Source organism: Neobacillus sp. plas4 (genome assembly GCF_057221695.1).
Genome location: NZ_CM170152.1, coordinates 5,186,246 through 5,201,702, shown reverse-complemented (window position 1 = coordinate 5,201,702; position 15,457 = coordinate 5,186,246). Strand labels below are relative to the sequence as shown.

11 protein-coding genes are annotated in these 15,457 nt (G+C 39.4%); 7 read left to right on the top strand and 4 right to left on the bottom strand.

Translation table 11 applies throughout. From position 1 onward, the window contains the following. Positions 1 to 9 precede the first annotated feature (9 nt). The 6 genes from AC2TFD_RS26225 to manA all read left to right on the top strand — a co-directional run bounded on the left by AC2TFD_RS26225 (position 10) and on the right by manA (position 7,693). Positions 10 to 1,812 (top strand): sensor histidine kinase, encoded by a 1,803-nt coding sequence (locus AC2TFD_RS26225; protein WP_335512421.1) that lies wholly within the window; start codon positions 10 to 12, stop codon positions 1,810 to 1,812. Further along, positions 1,805 to 3,310: a response regulator transcription factor gene (locus AC2TFD_RS26220; protein WP_335512418.1), complete on the top strand. Its 1,506-nt coding sequence runs from the start codon at positions 1,805 to 1,807 to the stop codon at positions 3,308 to 3,310. Before AC2TFD_RS26225 ends, AC2TFD_RS26220 begins: the two co-directional genes overlap by 8 nt. Before the next feature lie 46 nt (positions 3,311 to 3,356). After that, complete coding sequence (locus AC2TFD_RS26215; protein WP_484674229.1) at positions 3,357 to 4,769, top strand: glycoside hydrolase family 1 protein; 1,413 nt, start codon at positions 3,357 to 3,359, stop codon at positions 4,767 to 4,769. A gap of 66 nt (positions 4,770 to 4,835) precedes the next feature. Then, positions 4,836 to 5,741, top strand: a complete 906-nt coding sequence (locus tag AC2TFD_RS26210; RefSeq protein ID WP_484674228.1) for an ROK family protein — start codon at positions 4,836 to 4,838, stop codon at positions 5,739 to 5,741. A 16-nt stretch (positions 5,742 to 5,757) separates the two neighbouring features. Beyond that, complete coding sequence (locus tag AC2TFD_RS26205; protein ID WP_484674227.1) at positions 5,758 to 6,690, top strand: ROK family protein; 933 nt, start codon at positions 5,758 to 5,760, stop codon at positions 6,688 to 6,690. Positions 6,691 to 6,733: 43 nt separating this feature from the next. After that, the gene (manA, locus tag AC2TFD_RS26200; RefSeq protein ID WP_484674226.1) at positions 6,734 to 7,693 is read left to right on the top strand and encodes a mannose-6-phosphate isomerase, class I; all 960 of its coding nucleotides are present in this window, start codon (positions 6,734 to 6,736) and stop codon (positions 7,691 to 7,693) included. A gap of 259 nt (positions 7,694 to 7,952) precedes the next feature. Here the strand turns inward: manA and AC2TFD_RS26195 are convergent, their stop codons facing one another. Genes AC2TFD_RS26195 through AC2TFD_RS26180 form a run of 4 tightly spaced genes read right to left on the bottom strand, consistent with a single transcriptional unit; the run spans position 7,953 to position 12,146 of the window. Further along, positions 7,953 to 9,068, bottom strand: a complete 1,116-nt coding sequence (locus tag AC2TFD_RS26195) for a GerAB/ArcD/ProY family transporter (RefSeq protein WP_335512408.1) — start codon at positions 9,066 to 9,068, stop codon at positions 7,953 to 7,955. Positions 9,069 to 9,106: 38 nt separating this feature from the next. Further along, complete coding sequence (locus AC2TFD_RS26190; protein WP_335512405.1) at positions 9,107 to 9,331, bottom strand: hypothetical protein; 225 nt, start codon at positions 9,329 to 9,331, stop codon at positions 9,107 to 9,109. 5 nt (positions 9,332 to 9,336) lie between these two features. Continuing rightward, positions 9,337 to 10,524, bottom strand: coding sequence for a Ger(x)C family spore germination protein (locus tag AC2TFD_RS26185; RefSeq protein ID WP_335512403.1), 1,188 nt, complete (start codon positions 10,522 to 10,524; stop codon positions 9,337 to 9,339). Next, positions 10,524 to 12,146, bottom strand: a complete 1,623-nt coding sequence (locus tag AC2TFD_RS26180) for a spore germination protein (protein WP_335512401.1) — start codon at positions 12,144 to 12,146, stop codon at positions 10,524 to 10,526. The genes AC2TFD_RS26185 and AC2TFD_RS26180 overlap by 1 nt, the downstream gene beginning before the upstream one ends. Before the next feature lie 614 nt (positions 12,147 to 12,760). Here AC2TFD_RS26180 and AC2TFD_RS26175 point away from each other — a divergent pair. After that, on the top strand, positions 12,761 to 15,421 hold the full coding sequence (locus tag AC2TFD_RS26175) for an endo-beta-N-acetylglucosaminidase (protein ID WP_484674225.1): 2,661 nt from the start codon (positions 12,761 to 12,763) through the stop codon (positions 15,419 to 15,421). Positions 15,422 to 15,457 lie beyond the last annotated feature (36 nt).

Genomic DNA, 15,457 nt, shown 5'->3' with positions numbered 1-15,457 from the left:
GACATCATAATGGGAACCGATAAAAAAGGACGATTCACTCAAAATATTTTTAATAAACTATTTTTAATATCTTCGCTTACAATCATTGCGACCGTTATTATCTTAATCATTACCATTACCAACTATTACTCCGAAATTATTATTCAAAAAGAAATTAATATCAATACAAGGACAATGGAAAGGGTGGAGGATTACTTTTCCGCAAAAGATGCCGATATTGATCGAGCCAAAAGGGATTTTTATGTGAATGGAGACATGATTGATGATATCTCCTTTGCCCTTAACAATGGGTATGAGGAATATTTAAAATACCGTTTGGATAAATTTTCTGAAAGTCAATCATTTGTTCCAAGTAATATCGATACCTATTTAAATGCATATTTCGGTCAAGATCCTGATATTAATGCAGTTGGTATCCGCTCGCTCGAAAATCCTTCCATTGAATATTTGCACATTTATCATTATTTAAGATGGAATAAAAGCATGGTTGCCCCCGAATCAAGCTCAGAATCTTCACTTCTTTCAAGAGGTATTCCAAACCTTAGTGGAGATGGGTTGCCTAAAGGCCGAAAGTTAATAAATACGATTACAAAAAAAATGGTTATTAATAATCCAGTATCTTTGAAAAAAATAGGTGAAATTACTATTTTCTACTCCACTGATACTTTAGACAAAATTGTTAAAAAGCATGATGAATCCCCCGCCTCCTTATTTTTGGTTGATGGTGAAGGGAGTGTCGTTTATTCGTGCAATAATGGTGACGTTCCCTTAGAGCTAATCGATCAGATAAAACCGGAAACAAATGAGATAAAAATGGAGTGGGAGGATAGAGATTTTTATATAAATACCATAGCAAACAAAGGGGATTATACCTATGTCAGTGTTATTCCTGATAGAGGGTGGCAAAAGCTAACGATTATCAGAGGTACCATGTGGTTTGTCATTATTTTTTTCATCATTATCTCTATTTTAATCTCTTACTCCTTTACCCGAAATTATTCACGGCGAATTCATACCATCGTTTCGATTATTCGCCAAGTTGAAAAGGGAAACTTAGATGCAAGGATTCCAAAATCGCAGCGTGATGATGAATTATCAAAAATCGCTGTGAATATCAATTCAATGTTAGATGAATTGAATAATTATATTGAACAATTTTACCTGTTAACTCTAAAGCAGCAGGAAGCGGAATTAAAGGCACTTCAGGCACAAATTGATCCGCATTTTCTATTCAATACGCTGGAGGCTATTCGGATGGTAGCTGTCGTAGAGGGTTCAAAAACTTCTAGTAAAATGATATTCCATTTATCCAAACTGTTCCGCTATTCTTTAGAATCGATTGATACAGTCCCTTTTTATACAGAGATTGAGTATGTGAATCAATATTTAAAATTAATGCAATTTAAATACCCAAACAAATTACAGGTTTCCTTTGATATTCCCAGTGATGTTGAACGAACACCTATGCAAAAATTAATTTTGCAGCCAATCATTGAAAATTATTTCGTGCATGGTTTTAAAAAGGATCGGACAGATAATCAGTTATTTATACGTGCCAGGCATCTTGGTGATTTGGTAGAAATCAGTGTTGAAGATAATGGTAAGGGGATGACAGAGGAAGAACACTCCAGAATTGTCCATCATATCAATTCTGAAGAGGGGGATGAGATGAAATCGATTGGATTAAGAAATATCCATCACCGACTAAAATTGAAATACGGAAATCAGTTTGGGATTTCCTTAAATAGCATCCAAAATAAAGGGACGATTGTTACCCTGTCAATTCCAGTAAGGGGGACCAGCGATGTATAAGGTACTTCTTGTCGACGATGAACCTTTAATCACAAACGGGCTTAAGGTGTTGTTGGATTGGGCGGATTATGGCTTTGAGGTTGTGTCTACAGCTGAGAGTGGCGAAGAAGCTCTATCCTATCTAAAAGAAAATCAAATTGACATTCTAGTTACCGATATAATGATGGCAGAAATGACTGGTTTAGAATTAATAAAAGAAGTGAAAATCCTTCAGCGGAAGGTAAAATGTATTGTTTTAACAGGATACCAAGAGTTTGAGTTTATTAAGCAAGGGTTATTGTTAGGGATAGAAAACTATTTAGTGAAGCCTGTGGATGAGGAAGAATTATTAAAGACCATCCGAAATGTAGGCGATAAATTGAAGGCCGTGACAGAAGGCAATCAGGAACAGGAACCGTCAACGCTGAAGGAAAATACGTTATGGCGTTTTTTAAATGGTGAAATTGATAAGAATGATTGTCTTGAAAGGTTGTCCTTTTACAATATTCAATTCAATCAGCCATATTATAGTGTTTCAATCTTAAGTTTTGAGAATTATCTTAAGGCTGAGATTTCCAAGGATATTAGGAACTATATTGAGGAACAATTTTCAGCACTATGTCTATATAGCCCGAATCAGGAATTGCTGATTATTTTTGGAGGTACAAACGAAGAAGAATTATTCAAATTCAACCAAAGCCTTGTACATGATTTTAATAGTGACCAAAGTAAGTCAGGTATCTTCTATTTATCGATGGGAAAGCCTGTTAAAACAGTAGAGGATTTAGAAGAGAGTTTTGCGAGTGCAAGGGATTATAGTTTACTTCAGTTATATTTAAATCCTAATGTACTTATATCTGAACGTTTAACGATAGATAAGCAGGAGGAAATGAAGAAACAACAGGAATTCAAGGATAATATTGTAAAGTTGATATTGAAAGCGGATGAGGAAGCACTTAAAATGGTAGATTCATACTTTCAGGATATAACGAGTAAATCATCCTTTATTTCACCCCAAGCAGTTAAAAAATACACGTATGATTTAATTTCTTATATCCATTATTCACTGCAGTCTGACGATCTTTCCTATTACACAGCTGCCGTCGAAAAGGTTGTTTATAGCAAAGACATTCATCAGATGAAGACCATTTTAAAGGAATATTGCCGAGAATTAATTCTTTCCATTCTTAATCAAGTAAATATGCGCAGTCCTATTGTACAAAATGTCCTTGATTTCATACATGTGCATTATGATCAAGGAGTCTCATTAAAAACATTGGGTCAGCAGTTTCATGTCAATGCCATTTATCTGGGACAATTATTTCAAAAAGAAATCGGTGTTGTATTCTCTGAGTATTTAAACCGATATCGCTTGGAAAAGGCAAAGGAACTTCTCAAGTCAACCCATTACCGAGCAGGTGAAATTGGCAAAAAGGTTGGGTATTCCGATACCACTTATTTTTATAAACAGTTTAGAAAAAATGTAGGCACGACGCCAAGTGAATGGAGAAAAATATAGAACTCCTATGTAATGTAAAAGTATAGAAAAGAGACGGGGATGAACAATGGACAAACCTATTCATGAAAAAAACTTAACTTATCGTTTTCCAGAACATTTTTGGTGGGGAAGTGCTGCTTCTGGTCCGCAAACAGAAGGTGCAGCCTTGATCGACGGCAGGAAACCTAGTATATGGGATTATTGGTATAGCATAGAGCCGGAATGCTTTCATAATGAGGTAGGACCGGGAGACACATCCGATTTCTATCATCGCTACCAAGAGGACATTCAATTAATGAAGGAAACGGGCCATAATTCCTTCCGCACCTCGATTCAATGGTCAAGGCTGATTCCAGACGGTGTGGGAAAAATAAATCAGCAAGCAGTGGATTTTTACAATCAGGTCATTAACGAGTTAATTGCCAATGATATTGAGCCGTTCATGAACTTATACCACTTTGATATGCCAATGTGCATGCAGGAACAAGGCGGCTGGGAGTCCCGGGAAGTGGTCGATGCCTATGTAAACTTTGCCGAAACCTGCTTTTCCTTGTTTGGGGACCGGGTAAAGTATTGGTTTACCTTTAACGAACCGATTGTTCCTGTTGAGGCCGGTTATTTATATAATTTGCATTTTCCAAGAGTAGTAGATTTTAAGCGGGGGGCACAGGTTGCTCACAATACTATTGTTGCCCATGCGAAAGCGGTTGCTGCATTTAGAAAAATGAAAATTGATGGTCAAATTGGGATTATCTTAAACTTAACACCATCTTATCCGAGGAGTGAGGAATCTGCTGATAAGGAGGCTGCCCATATCGCGGATTTATTCTTTAATCGCAGCTTTCTTGACCCGGTAACAAAAGGAGAGTACCCCAAGGATTTAATTGAAATTTTAAGAGAAAGAGAGCAACTGCCAGCGGTTGAACCGGGAGATTTGGAGGTCATTCGGAACCATCCCATTGATATTCTTGGCGTGAACTATTACCAGCCGCGCCGTGTGAAAGCAAAGGAACAGCCAGTACCGATAGACGCTCCGTTTATGCCGGAAAATCTTTTCGATCCGTATTTGATGCCGGGGAGAAAAATCAATCCACATCGAGGCTGGGAGATTTGTGAGGAAGTCATCTATGACATTATGATAAATATTCGCGATCATTATGATAATATCCCATTCTTTATCTCGGAAAATGGAATGGGGGTTGAAGGGGAAGAGAAGTTTCGGAATGAACAGGGTTTCATCGAGGATGGTTATCGCATCGAGTTTATCTCAGAACATTTGAAATGGGTCCATAAAGCTCTTGAAGAAGGAGCAAAGTGCCTTGGATATCATCTTTGGACATTTATGGATAACTGGTCATGGACGAACGCCTATAAGAATCGATACGGATTAGTAGAAGTAGATTTAAGGAACAATTTAAAGCGAACGATTAAGAAATCAGGCAGATGGTATAGAGTGTTGTCTAAAAATAATGGCTTCTAATTGAGCTGTCAAGCGGGGCTTAAACACAGTAAATCTATTCATACAACAGAAAGGAAGTGGCTGGAGATGGAGAAGTATCTTTTAGGAATTGATTTAGGAGGAACCAATTTAAGGGTCGCTGTCGTAACATCCGAAGGTCAATTGGTAGAAGAAATGAATGTTAAAACAGAAAGTGAAAAAGGCCCTTATCATGTCATCAATCAAATAATTCAGCTTTGTGAGAATATCTTGCGGGAACGAAACATTGACGCCATCGGAATTGGATCGCCTGGTCCTTTAGATGTAAAAGAAGGCTTAATCTTAAGTCCAAACAATCTGCCTGGGTGGGACAATATCCCATTGGTAGACATGTTAGAGAAGGCCCTGCAGAAAAAAGTTGTCCTTGATAATGACGCAAATGCAGCTGCACTAGCCGAGGCCATTATAGGCGCTGGTAGAGGAAAAGAATCTGTTTTTTATATCACCGTTAGTACTGGAGTGGGCGGCGGTTTTGTCTTCCGGAAGCAGCTGCTCCAAGGTGCGAATTTTTGTGCCGGTGAAATAGGCAATCTAATTGTGGAATCAGACGGACCGCCGCACCATGCCTTGAATGTTGGAGCTTTAGAGACATTGGCTAGCGGGACAGCAGTGAAAAAACGTGGAATCGAACAGCTTGCGATTACAGCGCATGCAGGGGAAGTATTCGCACTGGCTATGAACGGAGACAAAGAAGCGCAAATGATTGTCGATCAAATGGTTACCTCCTTGGCAAAAGGGATTGCGAATATTGTTCATACGGTTGATCCGCACATTATTGTTCTTGGAGGTGGAGTCATGCAGTCAGGGGACCACATTATGCCGTTGCTTGTTGAGAGAGTGAATGACTTCTTATATCCGCAGCTGCGAAATAAGGTGGAAATGGTGAATGCTTCCTTAGGTACAAAAGCAGGTGTGATTGGTGCAGCTTTATTGACACAACAAGCAGCGTTTTAGCAAGAGGAGGCCGATCATGAAGGCTTATATGGTATTTGATATCGGAGGAACGTATATTAAGTTTGCGGTGATGAATGAGCATGGAATGAAACTGGAAAGCGGGAAGATTCCTACTCCTCAAACAGGATTAGAAATATTTCTACAGAAGACTTCTGAAATTGTTACCCAGTATCGACAATCTTATGCCTTTCAAGGGATTGCCCTAAGTTCTCCGGGTGCAGTGGATGTAAAAAGCGGTTATATTGGCGGGGCAAGTGCTGTTCCTTATATTCACGGCGTACCCATAATAGAATTAATAAGAGAACGAACAGGTCTGGACGTTTCAATCGAAAATGATGCAAACTGTGCAGCATTGGCAGAAGGCTGGCTAGGATCAGCTAAAGAAACAGATTACTATATTTGTATTGTTATTGGCACGGGAATTGGCGGCAGTATTGTGATGAATCATACCATTTTACGAGGCGCTTCCCTTCACGGGGGAGAATTTGGCTATATGATTATCGAGGACCCTCTAAAGAATCCATTGCGATCAACTTGGAGCCAAGTAGCTTCAACAAATGCTCTCGTTCAAGAAGTTGAACGGAGGAAGTCCTTGGAAAAGGGAAGTTTGGATGGGGAGAAGGTATTTCGCATGGCTGCAGAAGGCGACGCCATTGCGAATAAATGCATAACGGTATTCTACAAAAAGCTGGCAGCTGGAATCTATAATATTAAATACGCTCTCGACCCAGAGAAGATTCTGATCGGAGGGGGAATTAGCAAAAGGCCGGAAGTAATTGAAGGGATTAATCAGGAGTTGAGGAATTTGAAGGATGAAATTTCTACGCTCGATATTACGGTTGAAGCCTGTCAATTTGATAACGACGCCAATTTAATTGGTGCCTTATTTCACTTTTTAAGTATCAAAAATACAAAAAGAAGTTTCAACCTTACATGGCAGGATAAATAGAAATCTACTGAAACGTTGTAATAATAATCAATGGAGGTTAATTATGTATAAGGATGAGCCGATTTTTTTGCAGCCAGTGTTTCAAGAGAGAATTTGGGGCGGGCAGAAGTTACGAACAGAATTCGATTATGAGATTCCCAGTGATATGACCGGTGAGGCGTGGGTGATTTCTGCGCATCCGCATGGTCCAAGCACGATTACCAATGGTCCTCTTGCGGGAAAAACGTTGGCCGATGCCTGGAATGAACATAAAGGGCTTTTTAATAAGAGCGCTGTTGAGCAAGGGGAGTATCCTTTGCTTGTGAAAATTTTGGACGCTGCTGATGATTTATCCGTTCAAGTTCACCCAAATGATCAATTTGCCCGTGATGTGGAAGGAGTTCCTTATGGAAAAACCGAATGCTGGTACGTGCTAAGCGCAGACGAAGGGGCGGAGCTTGTATTGGGTCATTTTTCCAAGACAGAAGAGGAATTGGTGGAGATGATTGATCATGGTCAATGGGACAAGCTTTTAAGACGTGTGAAAGTGAAGGCGGGCGATTTTGTCTATGTTCCAAGTGGCACGATTCATGCGATTGGAAAAGGCATCGTGATTCTTGAAACACAGCAAAGTTCTGATATTACCTACCGTGTGTATGATTATGACCGAAAAGATGCAGCCGGCAATACACGTGAATTACATCTTGAACGATCTAAACAGGTGACAACCATTCCACATCACGATGCCGAAGTTAAACAGACTGAAAAGGTTAATGGCTGTTTAGTCGAAATGAAATTAGTGGAGGAACAGTATTTCACTGTGTATCACTGGGAATTAAACGGACAGGCTGATTGTGAAATGGATAAAGACTTTTTACAAGTAAGCGTTGTAGACGGTAAGGGCGCCATCACAATCGATGGAAAATCCTTCGATTATGGGAAGGGTTCCCATTTTATCCTTCCACATGGTGTTCGTCAATTCAAATTAGATGGGAAAGCTGAGTTTATTGTTTCGCATGAATAAACAAACCAAAAAGACTCTAGGGAACTAGTAACGGGTTCCGTTTCCTATCACAAAACCATCATTTACAGCTGAAAATGTGTACCAAATTGCACCGCAATCTGCGGTGTTTTTTGTTTTGTTTTCAACAAAAGAATAGCCCAGTCCGATATGATACGAACTGAGCTTTTTGATTTATTTATTTATTTTTACTTCCTATTCCACTAAAGCACCCGTTCGTAAAATAAGATACCATACAACCATTTTAATCAAGTATCCTCATTCAAGAACTTTCAGCCGCTTTTTTCAATTGTTTTCTTCGAATAGAATATACAGTAACCAGCAAAAGTGGTAAAAACAATCCAATCAAAAACGAAAAGAATATACCTGTTGTCTGGTTCCAATTTTGTTGGTAAACGACATTCGGATAGATCACAAGGGAAAGGACTACGCCAATTATTCCTAATGGTATGATCAAAGGTCGGTAGTCTTTCAAATTTAATATTTGGGCAATCCCTAACACGGAAGCATAAAAATAAATGGTTGCCTTAAAATAAAGGGCGATAATCCATAATCCAGCCATCAATGCCTCAATACGCTGTATAAAATCCCCAATATTGATTCTTTTGGCCAATTCATAGCTAGGAAAAACCTCCGCTGCAGTATTATAAGCACCTAATACTGAAACACTCAAAAATGTAAAGATAATGATAACGATTCCGCCTATTAAGTATCCAATATAAAAGGATTTATTCGCTTGTTTCATATTGTTAACATTGACAGGAAAAAACATTAATAAAACGATAGCATTGACAGAAGTTACTTCAATGAAAGGAAAAGTTGATTGAATGATTGTTTTTGTCCCTGCCTCAAATACCGGCTGTACGTTTTCAAACTTGACTTCAGGTGAAATAAATAGCACTAAAAAGAAAAAAAGAACGAAGAAAATAAGAATGACTATTTCAGCTGAACGAGCAATCGTCTTTAATCCTAGATGAACTCCCATTACGATAATAATCGCCATTAAAATATTAAGGGATGCCATTGGAGTATTGGGCAACAAATGTGTGTTGAGGAATGAACCAGAATAAAACAATAGACTTGACGCATAGATAAAGGACATGAATACAAACAAAAGCGAGAAGGCCTTACCTAGCCATTTTCCTAAAATCTTTTCGTTCATTTGTACAAAGGTAAGTTGAGGAAACCATTGTGCTATGAAACAAAATAGCCAAATAACTACTAGTCCGATTACCATACCTACTATTGCAACAATCCAGGCATCTTGTTTCGCTTTAGCGGCTAATCCTGATGGGACAATTAAGATGCTCGTACCAATCGTGAATAACGTAACTAAAATGAGAAATTGATATGAATTTATTTTTACGTTTTGCTTCATTTCATAACATGACTTCCCTTCCGGTGCGTTCTAATATTTCAACGAACAAAAACATCATGAATCGGTTTAAACACTAAAGTTAGTAATTCCAGTGGATTTGGAATGGGTTTTCCCAACCCTAATGCAATACCTAATCCTACTCCAATGATAAGAAGGGTGGAAAAAACCACCAACTCTTTTTTATACTTTTTCTCCAAGAGAGGTGGTACCTCCATCCACACAATGGCAGCTGCAATCAAAAGAATTCCTATCACTTTCAGCATATTTTTTAGTCCTTTATCTTTTCTAAAAAGGAATTATTTGCCGTACCCGTACTTAGAATTTTCAAATCCATTTTAGTATTCACTGTTAAGTTAGAGAACTCTTCGTCCCATTTATCTTTGATCTTATTCCACTCTTTTGGATTCGAACGATGGATGGCTTCACCAAAGCCAAATATGTCTGTTTTATATTTTTTTTGTAATGTGTCAATCGTTTTGTTAATGATTGCTATATTTTCTTTTTCGTATATTTTCTCAAGCTCAGCAATTGTTCCCAAATCGTTAAGATCCATTTTACATTCTACTGATCCTATGTTTCCTTCCACTTTAATATTGATATCCACCTCCGGGTTCCCTTTCCTTATATACCCTTTTACATCAGAATTGGATTGAACGACCGCTATTGTGGCTTGCCCCTCTTCAGGACAAGATATTCGTCTAACCGTTGTTTTTACGGAATCTGTGATATAACTATAACCGATGGTTTCCTCTTCCGTTAACCAGCCTGCCAGTTTGTCTCCTTTAAACACGGCTAGATCATCATATCGAATGGAAGCGGCAGGAGAAACCGATTCTACATTCTTTTTGCTTGACCCTATTTTAGGGTTTCCTTTTAATTGAATTCCTGTAATAACAGCTTGTTTCCCGTAACTTATAAGATCTAATATCAGCTCATCTAACGTAATACTTTTTGTACCGGACCACGCTATTTCTGACATCTTAAGACTGTTAAACATTTTATTCGCTGGTATGCTTTCTAGATTTGTCGTGATATTTAGTATTTCACTAGGGGAGGTACCTTTCGTCACAACGACATAGAAATCCGGTCGAAGTTCCCAATCTCTTGACAGTAAATCTAAGGATTCACCTATCCCCTCTTTAGCTAATTCCTCCCCAATTACAAGCATTTGAAGATGTCCAGGATATATTTTTCGAGGCGAGTCCTTTGTCATTTTTCGAAAAGCTTCATAGACGGATTCCCCTCTAGCACTATAGAGAGTTACCGTTGTACTCCCCGTACTTCCTTTCATGGACACTTCAGAAGGTACAACAACTTGAGCGAATACCTGATATTCCTCTTCAACTTTCTCCACTCCCATCGCCAGCATAATGGCGAGTTGATTCAATTCTCGCCGGTCCCAGCAGCCTGTCAGAAAGAGACTGAGAATGAGGATCGCAAATAGGCACTTATTCATCACGAACTCCCCCCATCCTTCTTATTTTCTGGCGGCGCTGGTTTCGCATCAGCTGAATCTTGCTGCCTAATCCTATTTTTTTGATTCATTAGGTGGGGTCGAGTAATCATTTTCCATATAGGCAGGACAATAAACGTATCCTTTTGATCAGAAGTATTAAATGGAGCAATCGGAGACATATAAGGTATGCCAAAAGAACGCAAACCGCATAAATGCAGAATAAGGGCAATTAAACCAACCATAATTCCAAATATACCAAACGAAGCAGCTAACGCCATAAATACAAAACGAAGTATCCTTACTGCGATTGCCATTTCGTAAGAAGGGGAAACAAAATTAGAAATAGCGGTTATTGAAACAATGATAACCATCATAGCTGAAATTAATCCTGCTTCGACCGCTGCTGTGCCTATCACAAATGCCCCAACAATTGACATAGCCGTACCAATAGAACGTGGCATTCTTATGCCTGCTTCCCTCAAAATTTCAAAGGTAACCTCCATAATGAGCGCTTCAACAAATGCTGGAAATGGAACACCTTCTCGCTGGGCTGCCAGACTAATGAGAAGTGAAGGTGGCAGCATAGATTGATGGTAAGTTGTAATGGCAATAAATAAAGCAGGTGCAAGCAATGAGATGATGAATGCTACAAACCGAAGGGTTCGAATAAGACTCCCAAAAACCGTACGCTCATAGTAGTCTTCAGGAGACTGGAAAAACTGAATGAATAATGCTGGAACAAGTAATACAAAGGGTGTTCCATCTACTAAAATAGCTATACGCCCCTCTAGCAGCGCTGCAGCTACTACATCTGGACGTTCCGTGTTATAAATGGTAGAGAAAGGTGAATAGGTTGAATCTTGAATTAATCCTTCTATATTCCCACTTTCGAGAATTCCATCAATGTTGATACGATCCAAACGTAAATGGACTTCTTTCACGATTTTGTCATCTGCAATGTCATTAATATAAACGATGGCAATGTTGGTTTTCGTGCGTGTTCCTATCACCTTTGACTCCAGCCATAGGTTCGGGTCCTTAAGTTTTCTCCGGATTAGAGCCGTATTGATACGCAAATTTTCGGTAAATCCTTCTCGCGGTCCTCTTACGACCGTTTGAGCCGTTGGTTCCGTTACCCCTCGCTCGGCCCATTGTCGATTGGAAATGATTAACCCTTGCGCATATCCGTCGAGTAAAATAATGGTATCTCCAGACAAAAGACTCGTTAGAATAACGTCAATACTAGTTACTTCCTTAATTTCTCCAACTGTCAAAGCAACATCTTTTAATATACGAATAAGATTTTGCTCAGGAGATCTTTTTTGCTGTAAATCAATCTCCTTGATATCTAGCATGAGCGTTTCCAAAATAAAATTTTGTAATGAGGGTGTATCGGTTAATCCATCCGTATAGATCACACCGGCTTTAATGGATCCTTCTTTTCCAAATCGAATTTCACGAATGATTATATCTGAACTTTTCCCAAGGGTATCTTTTAGCGTTTTTAAATTTTGTTGTAGACTCGTTTTTAAGCCATCTTTGGGATTGGGTTCCATTGCTTGACTGGGTAAAGAGGCATTAGGATCCAACACTTTTATATTCTTTTTCTTTAAAAACCTCATATTTTCTCTCTCTTTTAACTTCTTATAGAAGTAAGATAATTTACTACATGATCAGCGCTATCGGGTTTTCATTGATATTAATATTAACTGCTTTAGTATTTTTATACGTTCAATAAATCGTCTACAAATAAGTCATCCATAATGAAATTAAAAAGTAAGGGCTGGGAAAAAAATTAACAAGAAATAAGGGTAATAGAAAAGGACCAAAGCTGGTCCCGCTTTACACCAATAAAATGAGTGTCAATTTCATAAGCAAATTGGCACTCATTTTGACTTGCATTTTTAATGTTTGTGATAGGAAACGGAACCCGTTAGGGAACTAGGGTCTTTTTTGGTGTCAGGCACCATTCCTTTTAGTAACGCAAGGACTGTCCCTTATCTCATTTAAAATCGAAGTTTTCAATGAACTAATTATAGAAAGGGTGGAAAAACCTTATTACGTTTTTCTATTCCATTGACGGTTCATACGGTTCGGAATATTGTAGAACAAAAGTTGATTGATAGAGTATTTGAAAAAATGATAGCGCTATCCATTTCTTAATAGGGATGGTAATGGGAAGGAAGCTCGCTCAAAAAAGCTTCAATATAAAAACTAGAATAGGGAGAGATGGAAAATGATTAATTTGAAGAAAAGCCAATTGCTCATGGCTGTCTTTTTCGGCATGTGTTTCATCCTGTTATGGCCGAATGCAAGCTTTGCGAAACAACCAGAATCATCTTACTGGTATCCTGAACAACTATTAAACTGGACTCCAGAGAAGGATCCAAACGCTGTGTTTAACCGCAGCCAGATTCCACTAGCCAAACGGGATGTGTTATACAAAGTCAATGACCATGCACAATCTGATGCAAAGTTAGTGGCTTTGTCTGCCTTAAACCCTACGACGAGCGGGGTGCCATCTCAAGGCGGGAAGGATTTTTATGCAAATACCTTTAGTTATTGGCAATATGTTGATCTCATGGTGTATTGGGCTGGCTCAGCCGGTGAAGGTATTATTGTGCCGCCAAGTACAGATGTAATTGACGCTGCCCATAAAAACGGCGTACCGATTTTAGGAAACGTTTTCTTTCCTCCTACTGTTTATGGCGGAAAGGCTGAATGGGTCAACCAAATGCTTGCTCAGCGGGAGGATGGATCTTTCCCGGCAGCGGACAAGCTGTTAGAAGTTGCAAATTACTATGGGTTTGACGGCTGGTTCATTAACCAGGAAACCGAAGGCGGAAACGCACAGACTGCTGAAAAAATGCAAGAATTCCTAGTGTATCTTCAAAAACATAAACAGGAAGATATGCAAATGATGTGGTACGATTCGATGACGAAGGATGGCCCTATCAATTGGCAAAATGCATTAACGGATAAAAATAGCAGCTTTTTACAGGACGGCCACAAACGTGTTTCTGATAGCATGTTTTTAAACTTCTGGTGGCGCGATCAGCAATCGTCGGCTGCTAAAGCAAAGGAACTCGGCAGAAGCCCATATGACTTGTATACTGGAATTGATGTGGAAGCGAATGGAACAAGCACAAATATTCCTTGGCAGGGAATCTTCCCTGAGGGAAAAGCTCCTGTTACCTCTTTAGGAATTTATCGTCCGGACTGGGCTTTTAAAACATCTGAAACAATGGAACAGTTTTATCAAAAGGAAAATGAATTCTGGGTTGGCAAGTACGCAAATCCTGCCTCAACAAATGATAACGGTGCGTGGAAAGGGATGGCACATTATTTCACGGCCAAAACGACCATTAAGGAATTGCCATTCGTCACTCATTTTAATACGGGCAGCGGCAAGTTTTTCGCTGTTGATGGGAAGCAGGTAAGCGAACAGTCATGGAATAACCGCAGCCTGCAGGATATTCTTCCAACCTGGCGCTGGCTGAAAGATGGCGGAAAAGCTGTTCACGTTGATTTTGATTGGGAAACTTCTTATTACGGCGGAAGCTCATTAAAGCTTTCAGGTGCCATTGATGCAAACAATCCAACACATATTAAACTTTACAAAACCAATCTGCCGATTCAAAAGGACACAGAAATCTCACTGACTTACAAGACAGATTTGAAAAAGCCAAACATGAAGATTGGGGTCAGTTTCACCGACACTCCTAATCAATTTATCTATTTCGATGTGAAAAAACAAAGTCATAATCAATGGATAACCGCTTCGGTTAAACTGAAAAAATTTAGCGGTAAAAACATTGCGGCCATCTCGCTTTTAATTGAAAGTGACAACGAGGTGAAAGATTTTACAACAAATATTGGAGAAATCAAGGTTTATAACAAGCATGAGAAGCATAATGCTATACATTCTCCAAAGCAAGGAAAGGTAAGTAAGATTGAGTTTACCAAAGGAATTTATGCAGATGTCGCGCTTGCTTGGGAGCCGTCTGATTCCGATGTGAGTCACTATGAAATTTACCGGTTGCTGCCAAACAATGAAAAGGAATTTGTTGGTGCTACACCGAACCATGTGTATTTCCTTTCCAATCTAAAGCGGGATGGGAAAGAAACTAGCACCAATTTAGAAATTGTTGAGGTGAACAAAGAATTCAAACGCAGCAAGCCTACGGCTGTTACGTTTGATTGGCCGCTATATCCAAAGCCGGAAGCAGATTTCAGGGCAGCTCAAACGGTAGCGGCACCGGGTGAGAAGATTCAATTTTTCAATGCATCTTCGGAAGTAACGGAAGCAGTGGAATGGCATTTTGAGGGCGGAACACCGTCTATAAGCAAGGAGGAAAATCCGGTTGTCACCTATGAAAAAGAAGGCGTTTACCATGTTACCCTAATTGCAAAAAACAGTGAGGGTGAAAGTGTCCTGACAAAAGAAGCGATGATTACCATTTCCGAAGCCGCCCAGGATATTAAAAATGTTGCCTTGAATAAGATGGCCATTGCGAGCGGACAATGTGCTCCTAGTGAAGCGGCACAATATGCTTTTGACGGGAACGTAAAAAGTAAATGGTGCGCATTAGGGGATGCCCCTCATTGGTTAAAGGTGGATCTTGGCAGTCAATATGAAATTTCAAAATTCGTTGTTCGCCATGCACAAGCAGGCGGGGAGCCGGGGGCCTTTAATACCCGGGCATTCAGAATTGAAGTAAGTACGGACGGGGAAAACTGGACAGAGACAGTGAAGATAACAGATAATATAGCGGCTGTCTCAGAACACAGCATCACCTTGACAAATGCACGTTATGTCCGATTATGGACTGACAAGCCAACCCAAGGCGGCGATCAAGCCGCAAGAATTTATGATTTTGAGGTTTATGGATTTTAAAAATAGTTCCAATACTGTTAAGGGTTAGGCCTTCGC

What these genes read in the sequence shown, in the direction of transcription:
- AC2TFD_RS26195 (WP_335512408.1), bottom strand. Translation starts at nt 9,068, where the DNA reads ATGAAGCAAAACGTAAAAATAAATTCATATCAATTTCTCATTTTAGTT.
- AC2TFD_RS26210 (WP_484674228.1), top strand. Translation starts at nt 4,836, where the DNA reads ATGGAGAAGTATCTTTTAGGAATTGATTTAGGAGGAACCAATTTAAGG.
- AC2TFD_RS26180 (WP_335512401.1), bottom strand. Translation starts at nt 12,146, where the DNA reads ATGAGGTTTTTAAAGAAAAAGAATATAAAAGTGTTGGATCCTAATGCC.
- manA (WP_484674226.1), top strand. Translation starts at nt 6,734, where the DNA reads ATGTATAAGGATGAGCCGATTTTTTTGCAGCCAGTGTTTCAAGAGAGA.
- AC2TFD_RS26215 (WP_484674229.1), top strand. Translation starts at nt 3,357, where the DNA reads ATGGACAAACCTATTCATGAAAAAAACTTAACTTATCGTTTTCCAGAA.
- AC2TFD_RS26220 (WP_335512418.1), top strand. Translation starts at nt 1,805, where the DNA reads ATGTATAAGGTACTTCTTGTCGACGATGAACCTTTAATCACAAACGGG.
- AC2TFD_RS26225 (WP_335512421.1), top strand. Translation starts at nt 10, where the DNA reads ATGGGAACCGATAAAAAAGGACGATTCACTCAAAATATTTTTAATAAA.
- AC2TFD_RS26185 (WP_335512403.1), bottom strand. Translation starts at nt 10,524, where the DNA reads ATGAATAAGTGCCTATTTGCGATCCTCATTCTCAGTCTCTTTCTGACA.
- AC2TFD_RS26190 (WP_335512405.1), bottom strand. Translation starts at nt 9,331, where the DNA reads ATGCTGAAAGTGATAGGAATTCTTTTGATTGCAGCTGCCATTGTGTGG.
- AC2TFD_RS26175 (WP_484674225.1), top strand. Translation starts at nt 12,761, where the DNA reads ATGATTAATTTGAAGAAAAGCCAATTGCTCATGGCTGTCTTTTTCGGC.
- AC2TFD_RS26205 (WP_484674227.1), top strand. Translation starts at nt 5,758, where the DNA reads ATGAAGGCTTATATGGTATTTGATATCGGAGGAACGTATATTAAGTTT.